The following is a 26,465-nucleotide window of genomic DNA, read 5'->3' on the forward strand; positions in this document are numbered from 1 at the left end:
TCGCGGGGATCTGTCGGACCCACCGGGCACCATGAGGGGATGACGACGAGTTGGGGAGACTTCGAGGAAGAGGCACCTTCGCTGGCGGCGACGGTGCGGGAGCGTTTCGGCATGTACCGGCACCACGTGCTGGCCACGCTGCGCGCGGACGGCGCGCCGCGCGTGACCGGCCTGGAGGCCGGCTTCGGGCACGGCGAGCTGTGGCTCGGCATGATGCCGAACTCGCGCAAGGCGCTCGACCTGTTGCGCGACCCGCGCTTCGCGCTGCACGCCAACCCGGGGGAGGGAGCGGAGATGGAGCACGGCGACGCGCGCGTCTCCGGACGTGCGGTGGAGGTGACCGACCCGGCGAAGCTCGCCGAGTACGCCGGTGAGCAGCCGGAGGGAGAGGTGCCGGAGGTCTTCCACCTCTTCCGCGTCGACCTGACGGAGGTGGTGCGCACCTACCTCGACGTGCCCGACATGTGCATGGACGTCTGGCGCCCCGGCGTCCCGGTCCGGACGCTCCGGCGCGGCAACGACGACACACCGCCGAGGGAGGAGGAGGTGTAGCCGGCGGCCGGCTGCGACTCCGGGGCCGGTCACGGCAGCGGGCGCAGCGCGGTGCCGTCCGTCAGGCGTGCGGTCACCCGGGTCCCGGAGGGCGTGCCGTCGCCGTCGAGGGGCACGGCGAGGTAGCGCCCGTCCCGTACGGCGCGCACCTCGCCCGTCACGCGCAGGCCGGTCACCTCCCGGCTCCCCGCGACGAGCAGGTAGGGCTCGTCGTCCGGCGCCCGCCACGTCGTCCGGGCCACGAGATGCTGGCCGAAGCGGCTGCACAGCGCGGTGTCCTCGGCCACGGCGACCTCCCGGCCGGGGTCCGACACCTCGCGTGCGGGCGGCAGGAAGCGCACCGAGACCGACGCCCGCCCGGCCCAGGTGTCCGTGCGCCGGCACACCCAGGCCGCTCGTCCCGCTCCCTGCGGCAGCTCCTGACGGCCGAACTCCCAGTTGTTGACGGCCCGCACCCCGCTGTCCCGCAGGTCCGCCAGGGCGCACGCGCTGCGCCCCCACACCCGCCGCGCCTCCGCGCTCACCGCCTCGCGCGGCGCCCGGGCCGGCTGACCGCTCTCCGGCGGCGGCGTGTAGGTGAGATGTGCGGGCGTCACTTCGCCGAGGTCCGTGACCAGGAAGGCGTGGCTCTCGACGATCCGTTCGGAGGACCGCAGCCACAGCACCGGCCGGCGTGTGCACGCGCCGGCCCGGGGCACCGGCAGGGAGCCGGTGACGCCCGCCTCCGAGCGCGCCAGCCGCTCGGGTGCGCCGTCCGGGTCGAGCAGGTCGAGGGTCGCGGTCCCGGCGATCCAGGGCGCGGTGAGGTAGCGCAGCGAGGTCGCCGTGCGGTGGACGACGACGGCCGCGGCGGTCGTGACGTCCGCGTCGTCGGCGCGGGCGACGGTCAGCATCGGACGGGACGCGTCCGGCCCTTCGGTGTAGCGGGCCAGCCGGCGGCCGTCGTGCAGCAGCACCACCGCCGCGCCCTCCACCTCCCCGGCGAAGAGGAGTTGCGGCGGGTCCGGCGGTGCGGCGGCGGACGTGCCGGGCGTGACCGCGACCCGTACGTCTCCGTCCCCGTCGGTCCCCGCCCCCTTGCCGTCGGTCCCCGCCACGGCCCAGGCGTCGAGCGCCCTGCCGAGCAGGGCGGCGTCCCCGGTGCGGTCGCCGCGGGCGGGCCAGGCGCCGAAGTCGACGCGGGAGGTGTCCGCCCAGTACTCCGCCGGCGTCCGCCGCAGGTCCGCCGGTGCGATCCGCGCCCCGGCGGACCCCTCCCGGCCCGGCGCGGCGGGCCCGGCCACCGGCTCCGTGCCCGGCCCGGACGTCCCGTCCCCGGCGAGCGCCACGGCGACGAGCGCGAGCAGCAGCGCCCCGGCCGCCAGCGTCGCGGTGCGCGCGAGCGCGCGGCGGCGCAGCAGATCGGTCGGCCGGGTCTGCACGGCGTGCGAGTCGAACTCCGCGGACGCCAGCAGAGCCGACGCCCCGTCACGTTCCCGGCCGAGGCGGTGCGCGGCGGCACAGGCGGCCCGCGCGTCGGCGTCCCCGGCGGCGTGCAGCAGCGCGCGGACGTCCGGCTCGGACAGTCCCTCCAGGTGACGCAGCACGAACGCCGCCCGGGCACCGGGGGACAGGTCCGCCAGTTCACGGTCCAGCGCGGCCTCCTCGGGCCCCGCCGCCGGGGGGAAGAGCCGCAGCCCCCACACCACCGGCAGGCCCGGCCGGAGCCGCCGTCCGCGCCGTCGGGCCTCCCCGGCGCGGTCGGCCCGGGGCGCCTGCCGGGCCTGCCGGAGCGCACCGCGCAGCACCGCGGCGCGCACCTCGCCGTACGCCGTGTCCGCTGCGCCGCCCCTGGGGCCGGACGGCGGCACCGCCCGCGACCGGCGGCGGCGCCCCCCGCGGGGGAGGGCACGCTGCACGGCACGGTGCGCCGCCAGCACCCGGCGGTGCCGCCCCATCTCGGCGGGCAGCACCAGGTAAGCCAGCCGGACCAGGTGCGGGTAGTGCTCGACGAGCGCCGCCTCGGCGTCGGCCACGGCGACGGCCGGGGCGCCGACCGGCCCAGGCCCCCCGTCGCGCGGTGCGTGCTCGTCGTGGTCGTGGTGCTGCATGGCGGGACCGTCCCCTCGCCCGTACGTGGCGGCCTGCCGGCCTCGTCCTCACGTCAAACGAGTGAATCCTGGGACGGTCACACCCCTGCGCGCCTGCGCGCCCGCGCGTGCGGCCTACGGCCGTGCCGCGCGGCTCCGCCGTACGGGCTCCCCAGGACCCGCGGGGTGCCCCGCCGTTCCCCGGAACGGCCCGCTCCCGCGGCTACCGTGAGACGGTGCACGCTCTTCGCCGTTCCCTGCGGTTGCGCCTGTCGTGGACCGTCGTCGTCCCCCTGCTCGCCCTCGCCGTGCTGGCCCTCACCTGGGGACGCGACCTGCCGGTCTTCTGGGTCGTGGTCGTCGCCGTCATCCTCGCCGGCGCGGTGCTCGCGGCCGTGCACCACGCGGAGGTCGTGGCGCACCGGGTCGGCGAACCGTACGGTTCGCTGGTGCTGGCGGTCGCCGTCACCGTCATCGAGGTCGCCCTGATCGTCACCCTCATGGTCTCCGGCGGCTCCGAGACGGAGACGCTGGCCCGTGACACGGTGTTCGCGGCGGTCATGATCAGCACCAACGGCATCGCGGGCCTGGCGTTCCTGCTGGGGTCGCTGCGCCACGGCCTCGCGCACTTCAACCCCGAGGGAACCGGCGCCGCACTGGCCACCGTCGCCACGCTGGCCACTCTCAGCCTGGTGCTGCCGACCTTCACCAGCGAGCCGGGGCCCCAATTTTCCCCCGCCCAACTGGGGTTCGCCGCGGCCGCGTCCCTCGTGCTCTACGTCCTCTTCGTCTTCACCCAGACCCGCCGTCACCGGGACTTCTTCCTTCCCGTCACCTCCGGGGGACGCGCCGCCGAGGAGGGCGACCACGCGCCCCCGCCCTCGCGCCGGGCGGCGCTCGGCAGTCTCGCCCTGCTGCTGGTGGCGCTCGTGGCAGTGGTCGGCCTGGCCAAGGTCGAGTCACCCGCGATCGAGTCCGGCGTCGAGGCGGCGGGCTTCCCGCACGCGTTCGTCGGCGTGGTCATCGCCCTCCTGGTGCTGCTCCCCGAGACGCTCGCCGCCTCCCGCGCCGCACTCCGCGGGCGCATCCAGATCAGCCTCAACCTCGCCTACGGCTCGGCGATGGCCAGCATCGGGCTGACCATCCCCACCATCGCGGTCGCGTCCCTCTGGCTCGACGGCCCGCTGCTCCTGGGCCTCGGCACCACCCAACTCGTCCTGCTCCTGCTGACCGCCTTCGTCAGCGGCCTCACCGTGGTGCCCGGCCGTGCCACCCGCCTCCAGGGCGGCATCCACCTCGTCCTGCTCGCGGCGTTCCTCTTCCTCGCCATCAACCCCTGACCCGCCGTCAACCCCCGAGACCCTGCGGCGGGGGAGGGGCGAGGTGCCGCTCTCCGCTTGCGTTCCCCTGCGGCTGGGCGGTTACGTTCCCGGACACCCGACGGAGGAGAAGAGGATGACCCCGCAGACCGACGACGTCGACCACGAACTCGTCGAGGCCGCGGCCCACGTGGCCCGCACCCGCTGCCGCGGCGACAACCACACGATGGCGGCGGCGGCACGCGCGCGGGACGGCCGGATCGTCACGGCGGTGAACGCCTACCACTTCACCGGCGGTCCCTGTGCCGAGCTGGTCCTCGTCGGTGCGGCGGCCGCCCAGGGCGTCGACGAGCTGGACACCATCGTCGCCGTGGGGGACCGGGAACGGGGGGTGGTGCCTCCGTGCGGCCGGTGCCGCCAGGTCCTGCTCGACTACTTCCCCGCGCTCCGGGTGATCGTCGGCGGAGGCGGCCGGACCCGCACGGTTCCCGTCACCGACCTGCTGCCGGAGACCTACGTCTGGGCCGACCACCAGCTCGACCCCGAATGACCCACCCGCGCGTCGGCCACCGCCAGCTCCGGTGCGCGTCGATCCCCGTCCGTGGCGGGTGAGTCCGTCGCGGGCGGGTGTGCGAGGGCCCGGTGCCATGGACGGGTCCTCTTGTGCACGGGCCGTGCACTGTCCATGCTCGAACTTGACTGCATGTCAGGGTCATGCCATCAGCGGCCGGGCCGGAGCAGGACACGAAGGAGAAGGACATGTCCACCTCGCGCACACCCCTACGAAGAAGCCCGTCACGACGGAAGGGCCGGCTGGTCGCCGTCCTCGCGGGCCTGCTGGCCGCGCTCACGGTGTGGGCTCCCGGCGCCGTCGCGGAGGCCGGACCCGTACTCGCCGGTGGTGGGCCCGCCGGGACGACGGCTGCCGACGCGGCCACCCCGCAGGGCGACCGGGGCCGGGACGCGTCGTCGCAGACCATCTCGCCGGGGGACCCGATCTTCAGCGGCGGAGCCCGCTGCACGGCGGGCTTCAACGTCACCGACGGCACGGACGTCTTCATCGTGACCGCGGGCCACTGCACCTCGGTGGGCTCCACCTGGTACGCGGACCCGCAGCTCACCATTCCGATCGGCCCGACGGTCTCCTCGTCGTTCCCGGGCAACGACTACGGCCTCATCCGCTACGACAATCCCGATCTGACCCCCGAGGGCGGATACAGCCTCGGTTCCCCGTCCGTGGGCCAGCAGGTGTACATCAGAACGCCGCAGACCGGTATCCACAGCGGCACCATCACCGCCCTCAACGCCACCATCGACTACGGCCCCGACGGCATCATCTACGGCCTCATCCGGACGAACATCTGCCTCCCCGTCGGCGCCGGGGGCGGCACTCCGCTGTTCGGCCAGAACGACCAGGCGCTGGGCATCGCTTCCGGCGGCTCGGGCTCGTGCTCCTCCGGCGGCACGAGCTACTTCCAGCCCCTGAACGAGGTGCTGTCGACGTTCGGTCTCACGCTGTACTGACCGTCCCGCACCACAGCGCGCCGGGCGGGCTCGGCGCCCCCTCGGGCCCGCCCGACCGAGCGTCGAAGCCGTCGCCGCCAAGTTCGGCGTGCCGACGGTGACCGGCGGGGGCCGGGAAAACCGGGTGCGCGGCCCGGGCGTCGCATGCCACCCTCCCGCCGTGGACGACCTCCTGACGGAACGCCTCGTACTGCATCCGCTCAGCCCCGCCGAAGCCGGACGCGTCTCCTCCGGTGCCGCGGTGCGGCAGGCGCACTGGGCTCCCGAGTACCCGGGCCCGGGCGACGCCGCCGGCGCGCGGCTCTACCTGGAGAACCGCGCCGCGTCCGGTGATCCGTCTCCCTTCGGCACGTACGAGATACGGCGCCGCGCGGACGGCCTCGCCGTGGGGAGCCTCGGCTTTCACGGCGCACCGGACGAGACCGCCGCGGTCAGCATCGGCTACGGCCTGGTCCCCTCCGCCCGCGGCAACGGCTACGCGGCCGAAGCGCTGCGCGCCCTGCTGGCGATGGCCCGCGCCCGTGGCGTGGCCGTCGTCAGGGGCGACGCCGACCTGGACAACACCGCCTCCCACCGCGTGATGACGGCCGTAGGCATGCGGCACGTCTCCACCGACGACGGGCAGCTTCACTTCGAGAGCGTCTGGCCCACCCCCTGACGGCGCGGTGTGCCCCACGCGGTGCGTGCGGGTGGCGTCAGCTCGTCAGGAGGTGGGGCGCGTGGTCGCGGACGGTGGCCAGCAGGCGACGCTTGGAGGGGTTGACCAAGGGGTGGCCCGCGACGTCGACGGTCGGGACCGTCTCGTTGCCGTCGGCGACGGACCGCACGTAGGCGGCGGCCTCGGGGTTCTGCCAGATGTTCACCTCGCGGTACGTCAGCCGGGTGCGGCGCAGCCGCAGCCGCAGGGCGATGCAGAACGGGCATCCGGGCCGCCAGTAGACGACCACCTCGTCGCGCGTGTCGGTCATGCCTCCCGGCTACCCGACGGCCCGGACGCGTGAACACCCGGGAGGGAGGGATCGCCGCCCCCGATGAGTTTCGCCGGCCGGGGCGGTCTACCCGTACGACAGCGTCCGCACGGGTAGGCAGGAGCCGCAGCCATGCAGAAGATCACCACTTTCCTCTGGTTCGACACCGAGGCCGAGGAGGCCGCGCGGCACTACGTGTCCGTCTTCGGGAACGGCTCGCGCGTCGTCGACGTGCAGCGCTACACCGAGGCGGGGCCGCGGGAGCCGGGGTCGGTCATGACCGTCACCTTCGAGCTCGCCGGGCAGCGCTTCATCGCGCTCAACGGCGGCCCGGAGTTCACCTTCAGCGAGGCGATCTCGCTGCAGATCGACTGCGACACGCAGGACGAGGTGGACCACTACTGGTACAAGCTCGGCGAGGGCGGTCAGGAGGTGCAGTGCGGCTGGCTCAAGGACCGCTACGGCCTCTCCTGGCAGGTCGTGCCCCGGCAGCTGACCGAGCTGACGGGCGATCCGGACCCGGCGAAGGCGAAGGCCGTGTTCGCGGCGATGCTCGAGATGAAGAAGCTCGACATCAAGGGCCTGCAGGCCGCCTACGCCGCGGCCGGCTGACGGGGCGTGCCGTCGGGCAGGACAGGGCGGCGGGTCAGACGATCGCGAACGCCTCGATCTCCAGCAGCAGGTCGGGCCGGACCAGCGCGGCCACCTGGACCGCCGAACTCGCCGGCGGGCGCCGGCCGGCCCCCAGCGCCTCGTCCCGCGCCTCCCGGACGGCCGGCAGATGTGCGACGTCGGTCACGAAGTACGTCAGCTTCACCACGTCGTCGAAGGTCGCCCCAGCGGCAGCCAGGCAGCGGCGCAGGTTCTCGAACACCTGCCGCGCCTGCGCGGCGGGGTCGCCCGCGCCGACGAGCGCCCCGTGTGCGTCGAGCGCGATCTGCCCGGAGACGGCGACGAACCGCCCGGCGCCCCACACCACGTGGTCGTAGCCGGAGGCGGGGGCGACGCCCTCGGGCGCGGCGATGTGCGTGAGTTCGGCCATGCCCGCATGGTGCGGCACACGCCGGCGCCCGCGCGATGCGATTACGGGCCGGTCCGCCGCACCAGGTCGAGGGACTCCTCGTGCAGCGCCGCCAGCGCCAGCTCGACCAGCGGGTGGGTGCGGCTGCCGCGCCGCACCGCGGCGAACACCCGGCGCGTGGGCCGGTCGCCCTCCAGGGGCCGGATCACCGCACCGCCCAGGTCGATGCCGCGCAGCGCCGTGCGGGGCACCAGCGCGACCCCCGCCCCGTTGGCGACGAGGGCGCTCACCGCGCGGAAGTCGTCGGACAGCGAGTCGACACGTGGCCGGAAACCGGCCTGCACGCAGGCGTGCAGCACCACGTCGTGCACCGGGTTGCCGGGCCAGGGGGTGATCCAGGGATCGTCGGCCAGCTCGGTGAGCGGCACCCGGTCCGCACCGAGGAGTCGGTGCCCCGGCGGCAGCACCGCGTCGAACGGCTCGGCGTACAGGGGTTCGCGCAGCAGCCTGCCGTCCCCGGCGGCGGCGCCGTCGCTGAGCGTCTCCCGGTGCTCCACCGCGACCGCGACGTCCGCGTCGCCGTCGCTCAGCAGGCGCAGGCTCGCATGGCCCTCGGCGTCCTTGACCTGGAACGCGACCTGCGGCGTCCGCCGCCGGAGCACGGCGACCGCGGGGGCGACGATCTCGGTGATCGCGGTCGGGTAGGCCGCGAGCACCACCTCGCCGACCAGCCCCGCCGCGCAGGCGGCCAGGTCCGCCTCGGCCCGTTCCAGCTGTGCGGCGATCGTGGTGGCGTGCGCGGCGAGCACGGCGCCGGGCGCGGTCAGGCGCACGTTCCGGCCGTGCCGTTCCAGCAGTGGCTGGCCCGCCTCCGTCTCCAGTGCGGCGAGCTGCTGGGAGACGGCGGAGGGGGAGAGGTACAGGGCCTGCGCGGCGGCGGTGACCGTACCGTGGTCGGCCAGTGCCCGGAGCACCCGCAACCTGCGCGGATCGATGGTCACACGGCCAGTGTCGCACGATCGTGAAGCTCGCCTTCACGATCAACCTCCGAAATCGCTGATGGACTGCACAGCCCTCGGCGAGGGACAGTATTCGGCCATGAGGGCATTGGTGAAGACGGCCGCCGCACCCGGCCTGGAGCTGACCGACGTGCCGACCCCGGAGGCGGGGGACGGCCAGGTGCTGATCAAGGTGCTGCGCACCGGCATCTGCGGCACCGACCTGCACATCGACGGCTGGGACGCGTGGGCGGCCCGCTCCGTCGAGCCGCCCCGCGTGCTGGGCCACGAGTTCGTCGGCGAGGTCGCCGCGCTCGGCGCGGGCGTGACCGGCGTGCAGGTGGGCGACCTGGTCAGCGGAGAGGGCCACCTGGTGTGCGGCACCTGCCGCAACTGCATGGCCGGCCGCCGCCACCTGTGCATCCGCACCATCGGCCTCGGCGTGCACACGGACGGCGCGTTCGCCGAGTACGTGGTGCTGCCGGAGGAGAACGTCTGGGTGCACCGGCACGAGGTCGACCTCGACATCGCCGCGATCTTCGACCCGTTCGGCAACGCCGTGCACACCGCCCTCGCCTTTCCCGTGCTCGGCGAGGACGTGCTCATCACCGGCGCCGGCCCGATCGGCATCATGGCCGCCGCCGTCGCCCGGCACGCCGGTGCCCGCAGCGTCGTCATCACCGACGTCAGCGAGTACCGCCTCCAGCTCGCGCGGAAGATCGGCGCGACGCTCGCGCTCGACGTGAGCACCGCGTCGATCAAGGACGTCATGCCCGAACTGTCCATGACCGAGGGCTTCGACATCGGCCTGGAGATGTCGGGCCGCACCGAGGCGCTGCGAGACATGATCGCCGCGATGCGGCCCGGCGGCCGGATCGCGGTGCTGGGCCTGCCCACCGGCAGCGGCGACGTGCCGGTCGACATGGCCACCATCGTGCAGCGCATGCTCACTCTGCGCGGCATCTACGGCCGCGAGATGTACGAGACCTGGTACTCCATGTCCGTCCTGCTCCAGGGCGGTCTCGACATCGGCCCGGTCGTCACCCACCGGTTCGGCTACGAGGAGCACGCGGACGCGTTCGCCGCCGCCCGTTCCGGCCAGTGCGGCAAGGTCGTCATCGACTGGACCCAGCCCCTCGCGGGGCAGTCCGCCGGCCGCCGGCCGCTGACCGCTGACCGCTGACCGCTGACCGCTGCCCCCGGCCGCCGACCCGCCACGAACCCCAGGAGGACACCGAAGTGTTCGGAACCATGCGCGACGACCTGCGCAGGACGCTCGACGAGATCCGCGAAGCGGGCCTGTACAAGTCGGAGCGGGTGATCGCGAGCCCGCAGTCGTCCGGCATTCGCGTCGGCGACGAGCAGGTCGTCAACTTCTGCTCCAACAACTACCTCGACCTCGCCGACCACCCGGACGTCATCGCCGCCGCCAAGCAGGCGCTGGACGACTGGGGCTTCGGCATGGCGTCCGTCCGGTTCATCTGCGGCACCCAGGAGCCGCACACGGTGCTCGAGCGCCGCATCTCGCAGTTCCTGGGGACCGAGGACACCATCCTCTACAGCTCCTGCTTCGACGCCAACGGCGGCGTGTTCGAGACCCTGCTGACCGCCGAGGACGCGGTCATCTCCGACGAGCTCAACCACGCGAGCATCATCGACGGCATCCGGCTGTCCAAGGCCGCCCGCCACCGGTACCGGAACCGCGACATGGCGGACCTGGAGCGCTGCCTGAAGGAGTCGGCGAGCGCCCGGCACCGCCTCATCGTCACCGACGGCGTGTTCTCCATGGACGGATACGTCGCGCCGCTGGACGAGATCTGCGACCTCGCCGAGCGCTACGACGCCCTGGTCATGGTCGACGACTCGCACGCCGTGGGCTTCATGGGCGACGGCGGCCGCGGCACGCCCGAACTCTTCGGCGTCGCCGACCGGATCGACATCGTCACCGGAACGCTCGGCAAGGCGCTCGGCGGCGCCAGCGGCGGCTACGTCGCCGCGCGCGCCGAGATCGTGGAGCTGCTCCGGCAGCGTTCCCGCCCGTACCTGTTCTCCAACTCCCTCGCGCCGTCCATCGTCGGCGCCTCGCTGCGCATCCTGGACCTGCTCGAGACCTCGGGCGACCGGCGTCGCACGCTGCGGGAGAACACCGCGCTGTTCCGCTCCGAGATGACCGCGGCCGGATTCGACATCCTGCCGGGCGACCACCCCATCACCCCGGTGATGGTCGGCGACGCCGCGCTCGCCGCCGAGATGGCCGCCGCGCTGCTGGAGAAGGGGATCTATGTGATCGCGTTCTCCTACCCGGTGGTGCCGCAGGGCAAGGCCCGCATCCGGGTCCAGCTCTCCGCCGCGCATTCCACCGAGGACGTGCGGCGCGCCGTCCGCGCCTTCACCGAGGTCCGCGACGCCGCGCAGGCGGCCGGCTAGCGCCGGCCGGGCGGCACCCGCCGCGAGAAACGCCCGCCGGCGCATTCCCCCTCCTGTCCGGTGGTCACAGCAGCGTGAGCTGCGTGGCCTCCGGGCCCGGCGCCGGCGGGTCCTCCTCGGCGTGCTCCGGTGGCAGCCGGTGCGCGCCGGGGGAGGAGGGGCCTATTCCGTACTCCGCGGCCAGTTCGTGCACCTGTCCGGTGATGCGGCGCTGGTACCACTTCGGCGCGTAGGCGCCCGCCGCGTACAGCGCCTCGTAGTGCCGCACCAGCTGCGGGTGGTGGGCCTGCAGCCACTGCAGGAACCACTCGCGGGCGCCCGGCCGCAGGTGCAGCGTGAGGGGCGTGACGGACGTGGCGCCGGCTGCGGCGATCGCCCGCACGGTGGTGCGCAGCTGTGCCGGGGAGTCGCCCAGGAACGGGATCACCGGCGCCATCAGCACGCCGCACGGGATGCCGTGCTCGCTCAGCGCGCGCACCACGTCCAGCCGGCGCTGCGGGGCGGGCGTGCCGGGTTCGACGGTGCGCCACAGCTCCTCGTCGGTGAAGCCGACGGAGACCGAGACGCCGACGTCGGAGACGGCCGCAGCGGACCGCAGGAGTTCCAGGTCGCGCAGGATCAGCGTGCCCTTGGTGAGGATCGAGAACGGGTTCGCGTAGTCGCGCAGGGCGGTGAGGATGCCCGGCATCAGCCGGTAGCGGCCCTCGGCGCGCTGGTAGCAGTCGACGTTCGTGCCCATCGCGATGTGCTCGCCGTGCCAGCGGCGTCCGCCCAGCTCGCGGCGCAGCAGCTCCGGGGCGTTGACCTTGACGACGATCTGGGTGTCGAAGCCGGTCCCGGTGTCCAGGTCGAGGTAGCTGTGCGTCTTGCGGGCGAAGCAGTACACGCAGGCGTGCGTGCAGCCGCGGTAGGGGTTCACCGTCCATTCGAACGGCATCCGGGACGCCCCGGGCACCCGGTTGACGATCGAGCGCGCCCGCACCTCGTGGAACGTCACCCCCCGGAACTCGGGCGTGTCGAACGTCCTGGTCACGACGTCGGTACCGAAGAGGCCGGCCGGACCGTCCCCGTTCAGATTCTCCCACCGCATGAAGTCCTCCTCCGTCGCGCCGCCGTGCCGGGAGCTCGCGTCCCCTAGGAATAGAACACCTGTTCCCTTCTGTTCTGTCAACCTGGATTTGGGCCCCCGGCGCGAGGGTGGTTGGCTGGCCGTGGAGACCGCCGCGGCGCCCGCGGACGGCTCCTCGAAGCGACCGAAGTGCACACCACAGGAGGACCCATGGCGCAGGTCGAGGCCGTGACGCGGCGAGAGGTCGCCGCGAAGCCGGACGACGTGTTCGACGCGCTCGCCGACTACAGCGGCACCCGGCAGAAGCTGCTGCCCGAGCACTTCAGTGAGTACGAGGTCCGCGAGGGCGGGGACGGCGAGGGCACGCTGGTCCACTGGAAGCTCCAGGCGACCAGCAAGCGGGTCCGCGACTGCCTGCTGGACGTCACGGAGCCCGCCGACGACGAGCTGGTCGAAACGGACCGCAACTCCTCCATGGTCACCACCTGGAAGGTCACCCCCGGCGGCCGTGAGGACACCGCCGTCGTCGTGGTGCGCACCGTGTGGAACGGTGCGGGCGGCATCGGGGGCTTCTTCGAGAAGACGTTCGCCCCCAAGGGCCTCGGCCGGATCTACGACGCGATGCTCGCCAACCTCGCCGCCGCGACGGAGAAGTAGCCGCCGCACTCTCACCGGAAAGAGTGGACTTCGAGGCCCGCCAGGATGTGCCCGGCGGGCCTCGGGTATGGCGTCCCCGGGGCCGAATCTCCTGATGGGGCGCCGACGAACGCCCCGGGCAACGGAGTTGAGCGGCCCCGGTGCTTCGCCGTGTGCGCGTGGCGCCGACTTGCCCACCCTTGTCGCCGAATGCACAGAATGCTCCCCATGAGACGTCCGGGCCGTGCCAACGGCCGGAACGCGGGCGGCGCAACGGGGCGAGAGGCGGACGGGATGAGCGGGTCGACGCTGAGCGGCGTCCGTCGGGGCGGCGCGCCCGCCGGGGTCGAAGTCACCGTCGAGATCCCGTCGTTCGCCGCCGAAGCCGCTCCCGCCCTGGCCACCGCAGCCACCGCCACCACGGCGACCGCCGAGGCCGTGGAGCCGCCCGCACCGCCCGCCGACGGGGCGCCGCCTCCTCCCGGAGCACCCGGTTCCGGGGCACCCGGCACGGGGCAGGCGCCGCTCGGCCCCGCACGCGTCCGCCTGGTGTTCACCGGCCTGATGCTGGCACTGCTGCTCGCGGCGCTGGAGCAGACCATCGTCGCCACGGCGCTCCCCGAGATCGTCGGCGACCTGCACGGCCTGGACCGCATGGCCTGGGCCGTGACCTCCTACCTGCTCGCCGCCACCATCGGGCTCCCCGTCTACGGCAAACTCGGCGACCTCTACGGCCGCAAGAGCGTCTTCCTCTTCGCCATCATCGTCTTCGTCGCCGGCTCGGCACTCGCCGGCTGGTCGCGCTCGATGGACGAACTCATCGCCTTCCGCGCCCTCCAGGGCCTCGGTGCGGGCGGACTGATGATCGGCGTTCAGGCGATCATCGCCGACCTCGTCCCGGCCCGCGAACGCGGCCGGTACATGGGGCTGATCGGGGCCTCGTTCGGCCTCGCCTCGGTCGCGGGGCCGCTGCTCGGCGGCTGGTTCACCGACGCGCTGTCCTGGCGCTGGTGCTTCTGGATCAACGTCCCGTTCGGCCTGCTGACCCTGCTGGTCACCGCGTTCGTCCTGCGCCTGCCCCCACCGCCGCGCCGCCGCCGGCGGCTCGACGTGCTCGGGGCGCTGCTGCTCACCGCCTTCTCCACCTGCCTGGTGCTCCTCACGACCTGGGGCGGCACCACGTACGACTGGGACGACCCGGTCGTGCTCGCCCTCGGCGCCGCCTCGGCCGCCTCGGCCGTGCTCTTCCTGGTGGTCGAACGGTTCGCCGTCGAGCCGCTGATGCCGCTGCACCTCTTCCGCGACTCCGTCTTCAACGTCACCGGCCTGGTCGGGGCCGTCGTCGGCGTCGCCCTCTTCGGCGCCGCGAGCTACCTGCCGAGCTTCCTCCAGATGGTCGACGGGGCGACCGCGACCGAGTCCGGTCTCCTGATGCTGCCGATGATGGGCGGCATCGTCTGCGCCTCCGTCGCCTGCGGCCAACTCGTCTCCCGCACCGGCCGGTACAAGGCGTACCCGGTGCTCGGCTGCCTGGTCTCCGCCGTCGGCATGTGGCTGCTCTCCCTCCTGGACGCCGGCACCGCCCGGACGACGTACAGCGTCTGGATGGCCGTGCTCGGGGCGGGCATCGGCATGGTGCTGCCGGTGCTGATCGTCGCCGTGCAGAACTCCGTGCGCCCCGCCGACCTCGGCACCGCCACCAGCGCCGGGAACTACTTCCGGCAGATCGGCGGCAGCGTCGGCGCCGCCGTGTTCGGCACCCTGTTCACCCACCGGCTCGCCGACGCGCTGGCCCGCGAGGTTCCCGAACCGCCCCCCGGCGTGCGGCTGCCGCCGCCCGAGGCGATCACCCCCGACGCCGTGCACGCGCTGCCCGCCGCGCTCCGCGACGGCTACGTGCTGGCGTACGCCGACGCCATGCCGCGGATCTTCCTCTACCTCGTGCCGGTGCTGGCCCTCGGCTTCCTGCTCGCCCTGCTCCTCAAGGAGAAACCCCTGGTGACCCCCGAGCTCTCCGTCCCCGAAGCCCGCACCGCCGAGGCGCCCGCCCGCGCCACGGGTACCGCCGACCCGCTGCCGCACCCCGCGGGGGTACCGGTGTGCGGCAGCGTGCGTCACCCCGACGGCAGCACCGTGCCGCGCGCCGCCCTCACCCTCATCGACACCACCGGGCGGCAGATCGGGCGCGGCGCCACCGGTGAGGACGGCCGCTACGCGCTGAGCACGCCCGGCGCGGGGGCGTACGTGCTGATCGCCGCCGCCGGCGGGCATCAGCCGCAGGCCGTCAGCGTCGCGGTCGGCGAACGCGCCGTGGAACTCGACCTGGTCCTCGGGGGTGCCGGGCGGCTCGTCGGCACGGTGCTCACGGCCGACGGCACCCCGGTACGGGACGCCGCGGTCACCCTCACCGACGCGCGCGGGGAGGTCGTCGCGGCCTGCCGCAGCGACCGCGAGGGCCGGTACGCGATGCCCGACCTCGTGGCGGGCGAGTACACCCTCGCGGTGAGCGCCCCCGCGTACCGCCCGGTCGCGCTGCCGCTGACGGTCCAGGCGTCCCGCGAGACCTGCCAGGACGTGGAGCTGGCCGGCGGCGCCGTGCTGCGCGGGACGGTGCGCGCCGGAGGCGGCCGTGCCGTGGAGGACGCCCGGGTGACGCTGATGGACGCGGCCGGAAACGTCGTCGACACCGCGGTCACCGGCCCGGACGGCGTCTTCCGGTTCGTCGACCTCGCGTCGGGCGAGTACACGGTCGTCGCCGCGGGCTACCCGCCCGTCGCCACCGTCCTGCGGGTCGCCCCCGGCACCCGCACCGACCGCGACCTCCAGCTCTGCCACGGCGACTGACGCCCGTCCGGGTGGCCACGGACGAGCCTTCCACCGGCGGAAATCCGTTGCCCGTGCGCGGCGCCGCTGACACGCTGCCGCCATGCCCGCCTTCGCCGCTCCCGACGGAACCGCACTCGTGCACCACGTGTCCGGGGCGGGCGCGCCCCTGGTCTGCCTGCCCGGCGGTCCGATGCAGGACTCCGCCTACCTCGGCGGCCTCGGCTCACTCGCCGCCCACCGGACGCTGATCCGGCCGGACCTGCGCGGCACCGGCGCGTCCGCTGTGCCGGAGGACCCCGCGTCCTACCGTTGCGACCGGCTCGTGGGCGACGTCGAGGCGCTGCGGGAACACCTCGGCCTGGACCGGATGGACCTGCTCGCGCATTCCGCGGGCGCCAACCTCGCGGCCCTGTACACCACCCGCCATCCCGAACGCGTCTCCCGGCTGGCGCTCGTCACACCGAGCGTCGTGGCCCCCGCCGTCGCCGTGACGGGAGAGATGCGGCTGGAGCGGGCGCGGCTGCGCCGTGACGAGCCCTGGTTCCCCGCGGCGTACGCCGCGCTGGAAGCCGTCGTCGCGGGCAGGGCGACCGACGAGACCTGGCAGGCCATCGCCCCGTTCGCCTACGGGCGCTGGGACGAGACGGCCCGTGCCCACGCCGCGGCCGCCGACCGGCAGCGGAACCGGGAGGCCGCGGCCGTCCACAACGAGGCGGGCGCGTTCGATCCCGACGCCACCCGCGCGGCGTTCGCCGCCCTCACCGCACCGGTGCTGGTGCTCGCCGGGGAGTTCGACCTGAACTCCCCGGCACCCGCCATGGCCGAACTCGCCGCGCTGTTCCCCCGGGCGGAGTGCGTGGTGCAACCCGGAGCAGCCCACTTCCCGTGGCTGGACGACCCGGAGCGGTTCACCGCCGTCGTCACCGCGTTCCTGCGGTGACGTGACGACCGCACGTCAGCCGGCCCGCCGGCCGGCCCGGAAGCGGCGCAGGCGCAGGCTGTTGCCGACGACGAAGACCGAGGAGAAGGCCATCGCCGCACCGGCGATCATCGGGCTGAGCATGCCCGCCGCGGCCAGCGGGAGCGCCGCGACGTTGTAGGCGAACGCCCAGAAGAGGTTGCCCTTGATGGTCGCCAGGGTGCGGCGGGACAGGCGGATCGCGTCCGCCGCCACTCGGAGGTCGCCGCGCACCAGGGTGAGGTCGCCCGCCTCCATGGCGGCGTCCGTGCCCGTGCCCATGGCCAGCCCCAGGTCGGCCTGCGCGAGTGCTGCCGCGTCGTTCACCCCGTCGCCGACCATCGCCACCGAACGCCCCTCGGCCTGAAGCCGCTTGACGACGTCGACCTTGCCTTCGGGCAGGACCTCCGCGACGACCTCGTCGATGCCCACCTCGGCCGCGACCGCCTCGGCGACCGCCGTGTTGTCACCGGTGAGGAGTACCGGGGTCAGCCCCAGGCCCCGGAGCCTGCGGACCGCCTCGGCGCTGGTGTCACGGACCGCGTCCGCCACTTCGAGCAGCGCGCGCGCCCGGCCGTCCCAGGCGACCGCCACGACCGTACGGCCCGCCCTCTCGGCCTCGTCCCGGGCGGCGGCGAGTTCGGCCGGCAGCGCCACCGACCGGTCGCGGAGCAGCCGCGCGCGGCCGACGAGCACGGCACGGCCGTCCACGACGCCCCGCACGCCGAGTCCGGGGATGTTGGCGAACTCCGCGGGAGCCGGGAGGTCGCCCACCCGTGCGGCCGCGCCGGCCGCGACGGCGCGGGCGACGGGGTGCTCGGAGGCGTGCTCCAGCCCGCCGGCCAGCCGCAGCACCTCCTCCTCGTCCTCGCCCCCGGCCGTCCGCACGGCCAGCAGGGTCATCCGGCCGGTGGTCACGGTGCCGGTCTTGTCGAGCACGACCGTGTCCGCACGGCGGGTGTTCTCCAGCACCTCGGGCCCCTTGATGAGGATGCCGAGCTGCGCGCCGCGCCCGGTGCCGACCATCAGCGCGGTCGGGGTCGCCAGTCCCAGCGCGCAGGGGCAGGCGATGATGAGGACCGCCACCCCGGCGGTGAACGCCGCCGTCACCGACCCGCCGACGGCCAGCCAGACGCCCAGTGTCGCGAGGGCGAGAAGGATCACCGCGGGCACGAACACGGCGGAGATGCGGTCGGCGAGCCGCTGCGCGGCCGCTTTGCCGTTCTGCGCGTCCTCCACCAGCTTCGCCATGCGTGCGAGCTGCGTCTCGGAGCCGACGCGGGTGGCTTCGACCACCAGCCGCCCGCCCGCGTTGAGGGTCGCACCGGTCACCGGGTCGCCCGCGGCGACCTCCACCGGCACCGACTCGCCGGTGAGCAGGGAGGCGTCGACGGCCGAGGAGCCCTCGACCACCGTGCCGTCGGTGGCGATCTTCTCGCCGGGGCGCACCGTGAAACGGTCGCCGACGGCCAGTTCGCCGACGGGCACGCGCTGTTCACGGCCGTCCCGCAGGACGGTGACCTCCCGCGCGCCCAGCTCCATCAGCGCGCGCAGCGCCGCGCCGGCCCGCCGCTTGGCGCGGGCCTCGAAGTAGCGGCCCGCGAGGAGGAAGGCGGTGACGCCCGCCGCGGCCTCGAGGTAGATGGTGCCGGCGCCGTCCGTGCGGGAGACGGTGAACTCGAAGGGGTGCGTCATGCCCGGCATGCCGGCCGTCCCGAGGAACAGCGCCCACACCGACCACAGGAAGGCCGCGCCCGTACCGACCGACACCAGCGTGTCCATGGTGGCCGCGCCGTGCCGCAGGTTCGTCCAGGCGGCGCGGTGGAATGGCCATCCGGCGTAGACGACCACGGGCGCGGCGAGGGTGAGCGAGAGCCACTGCCAGAAGGTGAACTGCAGTGCCGGCACCATCGCCATCACGACGACCGGCACCGCGAGGACCACGGCGGTGAGCAGCCGCAGGCGCAGCGGACGCAGCTCGTCCCGCTCCGCCTCCGCCGGTGCGCCGGGCTCCCGAGCGGACGGGGAGCGCGGCGGAGGAGGCGGAGCGGCGGTGTAGCCGGTGGCCTCGACGGTGGCGATCAGGTCGGCCACGGCCAGGTCCTCGGTGTAGCTGACCCGCGCCTTCTCGGTGGCGTAGTTGACGCTCGCCTGCACGCCGTCCATGCGGTTGAGCTTCTTCTCGACACGCGCGGCGCACGCGGCGCAGGTCATTCCGCCGATGGCGAGTTCGACCTCGGCGGTGCGCGGCGTGGGCGTGGTGGTGGTCATCTGCGTGCTCCTCGGGCGCATGGTATCCGGGGCGGCCGGCCCTCCCGGAGTCTATACCCATAGGGGGTATCTCACGTTCTCCTTTATACCCCCATGGGGTAAGAGGGGCAAGTGTGGCCCGGGTGTCGCGGAGTCCGGTCGAGTGGTGTAGACCACTGGCTGTCCACAGGGCTTTCTCCGCTGTTCGCGACGGCGTAACGTGACGCTTCATGAAGATCTTGATCAGCGCGGACATGGAAGGCGCGACCGGCGTCACCTGGCCTGCGGACGTGCTTCCGGGCACCCCCCAGTGGGAGCGCTGCCGGCCGATGTTCACCTCCGACGTGAACGCCGCGGTCACCGGATTCCTCGAAGGGGGCGCTGACGAGGTCCTCATCAACGAGGCCCACTGGACCATGCGCAACCTGCTGCTGGAACGACTCGACGACCGGGCCCAGATGCTCACCGGGCGCCACAAGTCCCTCAGCATGGTCGAGGGCGTGCAGCACGGCGACGTCGACGGCATCGCCTTCGTCGGCTACCACACCGGCGCCGGCGCCGAGGGCGTCCTCGCCCACACCTACCTCGCCAACTCGCTCACCGGCGTGTGGGTCGACGGCACCCGCGCGAGCGAGGGTCTGCTCAACGCCCTGGTCGTCGCCGAGTACGGCGTGCCCGTCGTGCTGGTCACCGGCGACGACCGCACCTGCGAGGACGCCAAGGGCTACGCCCCGCAGGCCCGTACGGTCGCCGTGAAGGACTACGTCTCCCGCTACGCCGCCGTCTGCCGCACGCCCGCCCGCACCGCCCGGGACATCCACGCGGCGGCGCGCGAGGCCGTGGAGCTGGCCGTGCGCCACGAGCCGCTCACCGCCGGGCCGCACGAGGTGGCGCTCGAGTTCGACGCAGAGCACCTGGCCGGTGCCGCGACCGTCGTGCCCGGTGTCGAGCAGACCGGCGAACGGCGCGTCGCCTACACCGCGCCGACCATGTACGAGGGCATCCGCTGCTTCAAAGCGGTCACCACCGTCGTCTCGTCAGCAGTGGAGGAGCAGTATGGCTGAGGCACACATCGACACCAGGGCGCTGGACGAGGCGGTCACGTTCACCTCCCAGCTCATCCGCATCGACACCACCAACCACGGCGGCGGCGACGGCGTGGAGCGCCCGGCCGCCGAGTACGTCGGGGAGCGGCTGAGCGAGGCCGGGCTGGAGCCGGTCTTCCTGGAGAAGGCCCCCGACCGGACGAACGTCGTGGCCCGCATCGAGGGCACCGACCCCTCCGCCGACGCCCTGCTCGTCCACGGCCACCTGGACGTCGTGCCCGCCCGGCCCGACGACTGGACCGTGCACCCGTTCTCCGGCGAGGTGCGGGACGGCGTGGTGTGGGGCCGCGGCGCCATCGACATGAAGAACATGGACGCGATGGTGCTGTCCGTCGTACGGGCGTGGGCGCGGGCCGGCGTCCGGCCGCGGCGGGACATCGTGCTGGCCTTCACCGCCGACGAGGAGGACAGCGCCGAGTACGGCGCCGACTACCTCACCGAGAAGCACGCCGAACTGTTCGACGGCTGCACCGAAGGCATCAGCGAATCCGGCGCCTTCACCTTCCACGCCGGCGACGGCCTGCGGCTCTACCCGGTCGCGGCGGGCGAGCGGGGCACCGCGTGGATGCGCCTCACCGCCCGCGGGCGCGCCGGCCACGGCTCCAAGGTGAACCGGGAGAACGCGGTGAGCCGGCTCGCCGCCGCCGTGCACCGGATCGGCGAGTACGCCTGGCCGGTGCGGCTGACCCCGACCGTGCGCGCGGCGCTGATCGAACTCTCCCTCGCCGCCGGAGTGGAGCCCCCGGACCTGGACGCCGCCGACTTCGACGTCGACGCGCTGCTGGAACGGCTCGGCCGGTCCGCCGCCCTGGTCGCCCCGACCGTCCGCAACAGCGCCAACCCGACGATGCTGAACGCCGGTTACAAGGTCAACGTCATCCCGGAGCAGGCCACCGCACAGGTCGACGGCCGGATGCTGCCCGGCGCGGAGGACGAGTTCACCGCCACGATGGACCGGCTCACCGGCCCGCACGTCGACTGGGAGTTCCAGCACCGCGAGGTGCCGCTCCAGGCCCCGGTCGACGCGCCCGCCTTCGCCGTGCTGCGCGAGTCCCTGGAGCACTTCGACCCCACCGCCCGGGTGGTGCCGTACTGCATGTCCGGCGGCACCGACGCCAAGCAGTTCTCCCGGCTGGGCATCCAGGGCTACGGCTTCTCGCCGCTGAAACTGCCGGAGGGCTTCGACTACCAGGCCATGTTCCACGGCGTGGACGAGCGGGTGCCCGTCGAGGCGCTCCACTTCGGCGTCCACGTCCTCGACCGCGCCCTGCGCGCCCTGTAGAGGCGCCCGGCCGGAGCTCCCGACTCCGTTTGCGCCCCTCGGCCCGGCCGGGGGACGTCCCCACGACCACCCACCCCGCCCCACGCACCCCGGACCGCGACGCGCCGCGCCAGACACCCCCCGACCCACGGAAGGCCGCTGCTCATGCCGCACCGCACCGCCCCCTACGGCAGCTGGCCGTCCCCCGTGGACGCGCGCCTCGTCGCCGCCCACGACGGACGCCCCGAATACCTCGGCGCCGTGGGCGACGAACTGTGGTGGACCGCTCCCCGCCCCGAGGAGGGCGGCCGTCGCGCGCTGATCCGGCAGCGCCCCGGCGCCGAGCCGGAGTCCGTCCTCCCGCCGCCGTGGAACGTCCGCAACCGGGTCATCGAGTACGGCGGCCGGCCATGGGCCGGCGCTCCCGGCGCCGAAGGCCCGCTCGTGGTCTTCACCCACTTCCCCGACCAGCGCCTCTACCTGCTGCGCCCCGACTCGGCCCCCGACGGCGACGCCACCGGCGCGGCCGGCCCCGGCGCACGTGCGGAGCCGGTGCCGCTGACGCCCGTCTCGGGAGCGGGCGGCGGCCTGCGCTGGTGCGACCCCGTCGTCCGGCCCGCCCACGGGGACGTGGTCTGTGTGCTCGAGGAGTTCACCGGCGACGGCCCCACCGACGTCCGCCGCACGCTGGCCTCCGTCCCGCTGGACGGCTCGGCCGCCGACGACCGGACCCGCGTGCGCGAACTCACCGACGACGCACACCGTTTCCTCACCGGCGCCCGCTTCTCCCCGGACGGCCGCCGGGTCGCCTGGCTCGCCTGGGACCACCCCGCCATGCCCTGGGACGGCACCCTGGTCCGCGTCGCCGACGTCACCGGCGACGGCGCCTTCACCGGAGCCCGCACGCTCCTCGGCGGCTCCGAGGAATCCGTGGCGCAGGTCGAGTGGGCGGCCGACGGGCGGACCCTGCTGGCGGCCACCGACCGCACCGGCTGGTGGAACCTGCACCGTGTGGACCCCGCCACCGGCGAGGCGGTCAACCTCTGCCCGCGCGAGGAGGAGTTCGGCGGCGGCCTGTGGAAGATCGGCCTCCGCTGGTTCGCACCGCTCCCCGGCGGACTCGTCGCCGTCCTGCACGGCCGGGGCGGCCAGGCGCTCGGCCTGCTCGACCCCGCCACCGGCGAACTCGCCGACGCACCCGGGCCGTGGACGGAGTGGGCGCCCGCGCTCGCCGTCGCGGACACCCGCGTCGTGGGCATCGCCGCCGGCGCGCACAGCGCGTACGAGATCGTCGAACTGGACACCGGCAGCGGGCACGCCCGGGTCGTCGCCGAGGAGCACCGGCCCGCCGTCGACCCCGCCCACCTCCCGCAGCCGCAGGCGCGCACCTTCACCGGACCCGGCGGGCGGGACGTGCACGCCCACGTCTACCCGCCCCGGCACCCCGACCACCAGGGCCCGCCCGGCGAACTGCCGCCGTACGTGATCTGGGTGCACGGCGGCCCCACCAGCCGCGTCCCCATGGTCCTCGACCTGGAGATCGCCTACTTCACCTCGCGCGGCATCGGCGTCGCCGAGGTCGACTACGGCGGCTCCACCGGGTACGGGCGCGCGTACCGGAACCGGCTGCGCGGCCAGTGGGGCGTGGTGGACGTCGAGGACTGCGCCGCCGTCGCCCGTGCGCTGGCCGACGAGGGCACGGCCGACCCGGCACGGCTGGCGATCCGCGGCGGCAGCGCCGGCGGCTGGACCAGCGCCGCCTCGCTCACCTCGCCGGCCGGCGAGGTCTACGCCTGCGCCACCATCACCTACCCGATCCTCGACCTGGAGGGCTGGGCCACCGGCGAGACCCACGACTTCGAGTCGCAGTACCTGCGTTCTCTCGTCGGCGACCCGGAGGCCGACGCCGACCGCTACCACGACCGCTCGCCCGTCCACCACGCCGACCGCGTCGACCGTCCGTTCCTGCTGCTCCAGGGGCTGGACGACGTGATCTGCCCGCCCGTGCAGTGCGAGCGCCTCCTGGAGCGGATCGCCGGCCGCGGCGTCCCGCACGCCTACCTCGCCTTCGAGGGCGAGGGCCACGGCTTCCGCCGCGCCGACACCATCGTCCGCGCGGTCGAGGCGGAACTCTCCCTGTACGCCCAGACGTTCGGCATCGAGCGGGACGACGTGCCCACGCTCGCCCTGAAGGAGGACACGTGACGGACGCCCCCGGCCGCGCCGAACCGTCGCACCGCCTCGCCGACCCGCGGGAACTGCTCGCCGGCCAGCTCGACTACTACCGGGCCACGCTGCTGCACAAGCTCGACGGCATGCCGGACGCGGAGCTGCGCGCCGCCCGGCTCCCCTCCGGCTGGACGCCGCTGGAGCTGCTGCGCCACCTCACGCACGTCGAACGGCGCTGGCTGTGCTGGGGTTTCGCCGCCGAGCAGGTCCCCGACCCCTGGGCCGACGACGGCCCCGACGGCCGCTGGCACGTGCCGGACGGCGTCACCGCAGAGCAGCTGCGGGCGGAGTTCACCGCCCAGTGCGCACGGTCAACGGCGATCGCCGCGGGGGCGGGGCTGGAGGACCGGGCCGCCGTCGGCGGCCGTTTTCCGACGGCGGAGGACGCGCCGACGCTCGGCTGGATCCTGCTGCACCTGCTCCAGGAGTACGCTCGCCACGTCGGCCAGCTGGATGTCGTCCGCGAACTGGCTGACGGAGCCGTGGGGGAGTGACGGCGGTCCCGCCCACGCGGCACCACCGCCCAGCGCCGGACAGAGGACCCAGCGCCGGACAGGAACTAGCTGTGGGCGTAGACGTTCTCCACGAACGTCGCGATCTGGTCGTCGGTCAGGTGATGTGCGAGATCCGCCTCGCTGATCATGCCGACCAGCCGCTTGTTCTCCACGACCGGGAGCCGGCGGATCCGGTGGCTCTGCATCTCCTCCAGCACCTGCGACACGTCGGCGCTCGCCTCGATCCAGCGCGGTGTGCCGCGCGCCATGTCGCCGGCCGTCACGCGCGACGGGTCCCGGCCCTCGGCGACGCAGCCGATGACGATGTCCCGGTCGGTCAGAATGCCGCACATCCGCTCGTCGGCGTCGCTGATCGGCAACGCGCCGACGTCCAGGCGGCGCATCAGCTGGGCCGCGCGGTCCAGTGTCTCGGTGGCGGGAATCCACTCCGCGCCGGGGTGCATGATCTCTGCAGCCGTGGTCATGGCGACCTCCCGAACAGGGGGACGGGGTTCGTTCCACCGTCGCGGGTCACCGCCGCACGACGGGGGAAACCACTCCGTCCTCCCACCCCGTCCGCCCCTCCCGCAGCGCACGCCGCGGGTCGCCGCAGGCCATGGCAGGCCGTCGAAGGGCCCCGTCGGCGACCGCCGGTCACCGCACCCTCACAGGCCGGCGAGGCCGGCCAGCAGCCGGGCCTGCCGCATCAGGTCGACGCTGCGACCGAGGTCCTCGTCCTCGACCACTGACCACAGCACGTACTCCACGTGCCGGGCCACCGCCCACGCCCGCACCCGCTGCGGGTCGAGCCCCAGCTCCCCGGCGACCAGCGCCGTGCGGTGCGCCAGCACCCCGGCAGGGTCCGCCGCGGCGAACGGGTCGTCGACCTGCTCGACGAGCGGCCACAGGTCGTACGCCGGGTCGCCGCGCATCGGCTTCGGGTCGATGGCCAGCCACGGCCGCCGCCGCGCGGTCAGCACGTTGCCCGGGTTGAAGTCGCCGTGCAGCAGCACCTCCCGGCCGGCGCTCCCGGGCAGTTCGCGCAGCAGCCCGGCGCCCAGCGCGAACAGGCCGGTGTCGATGCCCGCCGGCCACCGGCGCGCGGCCCGCTCCTCGGCCAGGTCCGCCCATCGGGCCGTCACGTCCGCCAGCCCCGGCAGCACGGGCCCCTCCGTGCCGGCGGCGGGCAGCGGTGCGGCCCACAGGTCCCGCAACACGTCCGCCCCGTGCACCAGCCGCTCGTCCGCGGGCAGACCGTGCGACCGGCCCAGCTCGCTGCCCGGCACGCAGCGTTCCAGCAGCAACGCCTGCCGTTCCGCGTCGTAGGCGTGCAGGCGCGCCGCCCCGCGGCCGTCCCACAGCGCCAGCCCCGGTGCCTCGGCGAGCGCCTCGGGATGCGGCCACGTCACCTTCAGCACCAGCGGCTCCCCCGCGCCGGGGCCGGCTTCCCGCCGGACCGGTGCCGCCCACGAGCAGCTTCCGCCGTGAAACGGCTCCTCCAGCCGCAGCTCCCACATCTCCCGGAGTGCGCCGAGCATCCCCGGCAGCGCCTCCAGCCATTTCCGGCCGCTCTCGTGCTGCCCCATCCCGGCCACACACGGCAGGGAGGCCGGTACCCGCACGCTTCGCACCATGCCGGAATCCTCGCACCCTCGGGCAGAATGCGGTCATGTCCCGCAGCCTCGTCCTGATCGACGCCCCCTCCAACCTCGGTCTGCGCGCCCCGGTGCCGGGGGCCGTTCCCGGCTGCCACAAGCTGGCCGGCGCGCTGCGCGAGCAAGGGCTGCTGCGGCGCCTCGGCGCCCGGGAGGGCGGCGTCGTCGTGGCGCCGCGGTACGACCCGGGCGACTGGCGGCCGGGGGACGGGGTGTTCCACGCCGACCGGATCGCGGCCTACTCGCGCCGGCTCGCGGACCGCCTGGAGCAGCACGTGCGGGCGGGCGAGTTCCCCGTGGTGCTCGGCGGCGACTGCTCCATCGCCCTGGGAACCGCCCTGGCGCTGCGCCGCATCGGACGCTTCGGGCTCGCCTACTTCGACGGACACGACGACTTCCGCCACCCCGGCAACGCCCCGGCGGGCGTGGGCGCGGCGGGCGGCGAGGACGTCGCCCTGGTCACGGGCCGCGGCCAGCGCGACCTCACCGACCTGGAAGGGCTCGGTCCGTCCCTCGCCGACGAGGACGTGTGGCTGCTCGGCCTGCGCGACCCGGCGAACGAGCCGGACAGCGCCCAACCCGAGCTGGACCGCCTCGGCATCGGGTACGCCGCGGTGGCCGACGTCCGGCGCGACGGCCCGCAGGCCGTCGCCCGCGCCGCTCTCGCCCGGCTCGCCGACCACGAACTCGACGGCTTCTGGCTGCACATCGACGCCGACGTCCTCGATCCCTCGGTGATGCCCGCCGTCGACAGCCCCGACCCCGGCGGTCTCACCCTCGACGAACTGCGCGCCCTGCTGGGGCCGTTGGCCCGCTCGCCGCGGTGCGCGGGCTTCCAGCTCACCATCTACGACCCCGACCTGGACCCGGACGGGCGCTGCGCGGCCCTGCTGGCCGACCTGGTCGTGGACACCCTCGCCGGCTGAGTACCCCTGCTGCCCCAGGGGAGACCGCCGCCGAGGCGCCCCGATCCCCGCGAGCCCCGGGGGGGCGCCCCGCGAACCCCCGCGCCGCCCGAACGGGCGGAGAACGGGCACGCCTCTGCCCGAAACGGGCGCCATCCGGGCAGCGCTCCCCGCATCCGCCCCGGTAGAGCGCTCTCA

General features: G+C 74.4%; 24 protein-coding genes. 16 read left to right on the forward strand and 8 right to left on the reverse strand.

What is annotated here, in order from left to right; genetic code table 11:
• Positions 1–39: 39 nt before the first annotated feature.
• Positions 40–552: a pyridoxamine 5'-phosphate oxidase family protein gene (locus K304_RS0100375; protein WP_027762112.1), complete on the forward strand. Its 513-nt coding sequence runs from the start codon at positions 40–42 to the stop codon at positions 550–552.
• Between the two features lie 29 nt (positions 553–581).
• Here the strand turns inward: K304_RS0100375 and K304_RS26555 are convergent, their stop codons facing one another.
• Positions 582–2,642, reverse strand: a complete 2,061-nt coding sequence (locus K304_RS26555; RefSeq protein WP_037788887.1) for a hypothetical protein — start codon at positions 2,640–2,642, stop codon at positions 582–584.
• 215 nt (positions 2,643–2,857) lie between these two features.
• On the opposite strand from K304_RS26555, the gene K304_RS0100385 reads away from it, so the two are divergent.
• From K304_RS0100385 to K304_RS26560, 4 genes are all read left to right on the forward strand, one after another.
• Positions 2,858–3,961, forward strand: a complete 1,104-nt coding sequence (locus tag K304_RS0100385) for an ionic transporter y4hA (protein WP_027762113.1) — start codon at positions 2,858–2,860, stop codon at positions 3,959–3,961.
• Between the two features lie 115 nt (positions 3,962–4,076).
• Positions 4,077–4,490: a cytidine deaminase gene (locus K304_RS0100390; protein ID WP_027762114.1), complete on the forward strand. Its 414-nt coding sequence runs from the start codon at positions 4,077–4,079 to the stop codon at positions 4,488–4,490.
• Positions 4,491–4,699: 209 nt separating this feature from the next.
• Positions 4,700–5,464 (forward strand): S1 family peptidase, encoded by a 765-nt coding sequence (locus tag K304_RS0100395; RefSeq protein ID WP_027762115.1) that lies wholly within the window; start codon positions 4,700–4,702, stop codon positions 5,462–5,464.
• 160 nt (positions 5,465–5,624) lie between these two features.
• Complete coding sequence (locus tag K304_RS26560; RefSeq protein ID WP_037788956.1) at positions 5,625–6,122, forward strand: GNAT family N-acetyltransferase; 498 nt, start codon at positions 5,625–5,627, stop codon at positions 6,120–6,122.
• A 37-nt stretch (positions 6,123–6,159) separates the two neighbouring features.
• Here the strand turns inward: K304_RS26560 and K304_RS0100405 are convergent, their stop codons facing one another.
• On the reverse strand, positions 6,160–6,432 hold the full coding sequence (locus K304_RS0100405) for a glutaredoxin domain-containing protein (protein WP_027762116.1): 273 nt from the start codon (positions 6,430–6,432) through the stop codon (positions 6,160–6,162).
• A gap of 132 nt (positions 6,433–6,564) precedes the next feature.
• Between K304_RS0100405 and K304_RS0100410 the strand changes: the two genes are divergently transcribed.
• Positions 6,565–7,044 carry a VOC family protein gene (locus K304_RS0100410; RefSeq protein WP_027762117.1) on the forward strand — a complete coding sequence of 160 codons (480 nt, stop codon included), beginning with the start codon at positions 6,565–6,567 and terminating at the stop codon, positions 7,042–7,044.
• A gap of 34 nt (positions 7,045–7,078) precedes the next feature.
• On the opposite strand, the gene K304_RS0100415 is transcribed toward K304_RS0100410, so the two are convergent.
• Complete coding sequence (locus tag K304_RS0100415) at positions 7,079–7,474, reverse strand: RidA family protein (protein WP_027762118.1); 396 nt, start codon at positions 7,472–7,474, stop codon at positions 7,079–7,081.
• A gap of 41 nt (positions 7,475–7,515) precedes the next feature.
• Entirely contained in the window at positions 7,516–8,454 is a 939-nt protein-coding gene (locus K304_RS0100420) for a LysR family transcriptional regulator (protein ID WP_486591533.1), read from the reverse strand.
• A 97-nt stretch (positions 8,455–8,551) separates the two neighbouring features.
• Here K304_RS0100420 and tdh point away from each other — a divergent pair, with 97 nt between their 5' ends.
• Positions 8,552–9,634, forward strand: a complete 1,083-nt coding sequence (gene tdh / locus K304_RS0100425; protein WP_027762120.1) for an L-threonine 3-dehydrogenase — start codon at positions 8,552–8,554, stop codon at positions 9,632–9,634.
• A gap of 56 nt (positions 9,635–9,690) precedes the next feature.
• A complete protein-coding gene (locus K304_RS0100430) occupies positions 9,691–10,878 on the forward strand; it encodes a glycine C-acetyltransferase (RefSeq protein ID WP_027762121.1) in 1,188 nt (395 codons plus the stop codon).
• Between the two features lie 64 nt (positions 10,879–10,942).
• Here the strand turns inward: K304_RS0100430 and K304_RS0100435 are convergent, their stop codons facing one another.
• Positions 10,943–11,968, reverse strand: coding sequence for an Rv2578c family radical SAM protein (locus K304_RS0100435; protein ID WP_027762122.1), 1,026 nt, complete (start codon positions 11,966–11,968; stop codon positions 10,943–10,945).
• Positions 11,969–12,157: 189 nt separating this feature from the next.
• On the opposite strand from K304_RS0100435, the gene K304_RS0100440 reads away from it, so the two are divergent.
• The 3 genes from K304_RS0100440 to K304_RS0100450 all read left to right on the forward strand — a co-directional run bounded on the left by K304_RS0100440 (position 12,158) and on the right by K304_RS0100450 (position 16,349).
• The gene (locus K304_RS0100440) at positions 12,158–12,604 is read left to right on the forward strand and encodes an SRPBCC family protein (RefSeq protein WP_027762123.1); all 447 of its coding nucleotides are present in this window, start codon (positions 12,158–12,160) and stop codon (positions 12,602–12,604) included.
• A 273-nt stretch (positions 12,605–12,877) separates the two neighbouring features.
• Complete coding sequence (locus tag K304_RS0100445; RefSeq protein ID WP_078528167.1) at positions 12,878–15,427, forward strand: MFS transporter; 2,550 nt, start codon at positions 12,878–12,880, stop codon at positions 15,425–15,427.
• 82 nt (positions 15,428–15,509) lie between these two features.
• Positions 15,510–16,349 (forward strand): alpha/beta fold hydrolase, encoded by an 840-nt coding sequence (locus K304_RS0100450; protein ID WP_027762125.1) that lies wholly within the window; start codon positions 15,510–15,512, stop codon positions 16,347–16,349.
• Between the two features lie 15 nt (positions 16,350–16,364).
• Here K304_RS0100450 and K304_RS0100455 read toward each other — a convergent pair whose 3' ends face one another.
• Positions 16,365–18,638 (reverse strand): heavy metal translocating P-type ATPase, encoded by a 2,274-nt coding sequence (locus K304_RS0100455; protein ID WP_027762126.1) that lies wholly within the window; start codon positions 18,636–18,638, stop codon positions 16,365–16,367.
• 209 nt (positions 18,639–18,847) lie between these two features.
• On the opposite strand from K304_RS0100455, the gene K304_RS0100460 reads away from it, so the two are divergent.
• The 4 genes from K304_RS0100460 (at position 18,848) to K304_RS33830 (ending at position 23,707) form a co-directional block, all read left to right on the forward strand.
• Positions 18,848–19,681: a M55 family metallopeptidase gene (locus K304_RS0100460; RefSeq protein WP_027762127.1), complete on the forward strand. Its 834-nt coding sequence runs from the start codon at positions 18,848–18,850 to the stop codon at positions 19,679–19,681.
• Positions 19,674–21,005 carry a M20/M25/M40 family metallo-hydrolase gene (locus K304_RS0100465; RefSeq protein ID WP_027762128.1) on the forward strand — a complete coding sequence of 444 codons (1,332 nt, stop codon included), beginning with the start codon at positions 19,674–19,676 and terminating at the stop codon, positions 21,003–21,005. The genes K304_RS0100460 and K304_RS0100465 overlap by 8 nt, the downstream gene beginning before the upstream one ends.
• 144 nt (positions 21,006–21,149) lie before the next feature.
• Positions 21,150–23,189 carry an alpha/beta hydrolase family protein gene (locus K304_RS0100470; RefSeq protein ID WP_027762129.1) on the forward strand — a complete coding sequence of 680 codons (2,040 nt, stop codon included), beginning with the start codon at positions 21,150–21,152 and terminating at the stop codon, positions 23,187–23,189.
• Positions 23,186–23,707 (forward strand): DinB family protein, encoded by a 522-nt coding sequence (locus tag K304_RS33830; protein WP_027762130.1) that lies wholly within the window; start codon positions 23,186–23,188, stop codon positions 23,705–23,707. Before K304_RS0100470 ends, K304_RS33830 begins: the two co-directional genes overlap by 4 nt.
• 65 nt (positions 23,708–23,772) lie before the next feature.
• On the opposite strand, the gene K304_RS0100480 is transcribed toward K304_RS33830, so the two are convergent.
• Together K304_RS0100480 and K304_RS0100485 are read right to left on the reverse strand one after the other, a co-directional pair.
• Positions 23,773–24,192 (reverse strand): CBS domain-containing protein, encoded by a 420-nt coding sequence (locus K304_RS0100480; RefSeq protein ID WP_027762131.1) that lies wholly within the window; start codon positions 24,190–24,192, stop codon positions 23,773–23,775.
• Between the two features lie 180 nt (positions 24,193–24,372).
• On the reverse strand, positions 24,373–25,341 hold the full coding sequence (locus K304_RS0100485) for an aminoglycoside phosphotransferase family protein (RefSeq protein WP_037788888.1): 969 nt from the start codon (positions 25,339–25,341) through the stop codon (positions 24,373–24,375).
• A 35-nt stretch (positions 25,342–25,376) separates the two neighbouring features.
• Here K304_RS0100485 and K304_RS0100490 point away from each other — a divergent pair, with 35 nt between their 5' ends.
• Positions 25,377–26,288, forward strand: a complete 912-nt coding sequence (locus K304_RS0100490) for an arginase family protein (protein ID WP_027762133.1) — start codon at positions 25,377–25,379, stop codon at positions 26,286–26,288.
• Positions 26,289–26,465: the final 177 nt, after the last annotated feature.

This window comes from Streptomyces sp. CNS606 (genome assembly GCF_000426325.1).

Bases quoted from the DNA above. Each gene is read 5' to 3' on its own strand.
- K304_RS0100490 (WP_027762133.1), top strand. From the start codon at position 25,377: ATGTCCCGCAGCCTCGTCCTGATCGACGCCCCCTCCAACCTCGGTCTG.
- K304_RS0100415 (WP_027762118.1), bottom strand. From the start codon at position 7,474: ATGGCCGAACTCACGCACATCGCCGCGCCCGAGGGCGTCGCCCCCGCC.
- K304_RS0100465 (WP_027762128.1), top strand. From the start codon at position 19,674: ATGGCTGAGGCACACATCGACACCAGGGCGCTGGACGAGGCGGTCACG.
- K304_RS0100485 (WP_037788888.1), bottom strand. From the start codon at position 25,341: ATGGTGCGAAGCGTGCGGGTACCGGCCTCCCTGCCGTGTGTGGCCGGG.
- K304_RS0100445 (WP_078528167.1), top strand. From the start codon at position 12,878: ATGAGCGGGTCGACGCTGAGCGGCGTCCGTCGGGGCGGCGCGCCCGCC.
- K304_RS0100440 (WP_027762123.1), top strand. From the start codon at position 12,158: ATGGCGCAGGTCGAGGCCGTGACGCGGCGAGAGGTCGCCGCGAAGCCG.
- K304_RS0100460 (WP_027762127.1), top strand. From the start codon at position 18,848: ATGAAGATCTTGATCAGCGCGGACATGGAAGGCGCGACCGGCGTCACC.
- K304_RS0100395 (WP_027762115.1), top strand. From the start codon at position 4,700: ATGTCCACCTCGCGCACACCCCTACGAAGAAGCCCGTCACGACGGAAG.
- K304_RS0100435 (WP_027762122.1), bottom strand. From the start codon at position 11,968: ATGCGGTGGGAGAATCTGAACGGGGACGGTCCGGCCGGCCTCTTCGGT.
- K304_RS26555 (WP_037788887.1), bottom strand. From the start codon at position 2,642: ATGCAGCACCACGACCACGACGAGCACGCACCGCGCGACGGGGGGCCT.
- K304_RS0100470 (WP_027762129.1), top strand. From the start codon at position 21,150: ATGCCGCACCGCACCGCCCCCTACGGCAGCTGGCCGTCCCCCGTGGAC.
- K304_RS0100405 (WP_027762116.1), bottom strand. From the start codon at position 6,432: ATGACCGACACGCGCGACGAGGTGGTCGTCTACTGGCGGCCCGGATGC.
- K304_RS0100375 (WP_027762112.1), top strand. From the start codon at position 40: ATGACGACGAGTTGGGGAGACTTCGAGGAAGAGGCACCTTCGCTGGCG.
- K304_RS0100455 (WP_027762126.1), bottom strand. From the start codon at position 18,638: ATGACCACCACCACGCCCACGCCGCGCACCGCCGAGGTCGAACTCGCC.
- K304_RS0100410 (WP_027762117.1), top strand. From the start codon at position 6,565: ATGCAGAAGATCACCACTTTCCTCTGGTTCGACACCGAGGCCGAGGAG.
- K304_RS0100480 (WP_027762131.1), bottom strand. From the start codon at position 24,192: ATGACCACGGCTGCAGAGATCATGCACCCCGGCGCGGAGTGGATTCCC.
- K304_RS0100450 (WP_027762125.1), top strand. From the start codon at position 15,510: ATGCCCGCCTTCGCCGCTCCCGACGGAACCGCACTCGTGCACCACGTG.
- K304_RS0100390 (WP_027762114.1), top strand. From the start codon at position 4,077: ATGACCCCGCAGACCGACGACGTCGACCACGAACTCGTCGAGGCCGCG.
- tdh (WP_027762120.1), top strand. From the start codon at position 8,552: ATGAGGGCATTGGTGAAGACGGCCGCCGCACCCGGCCTGGAGCTGACC.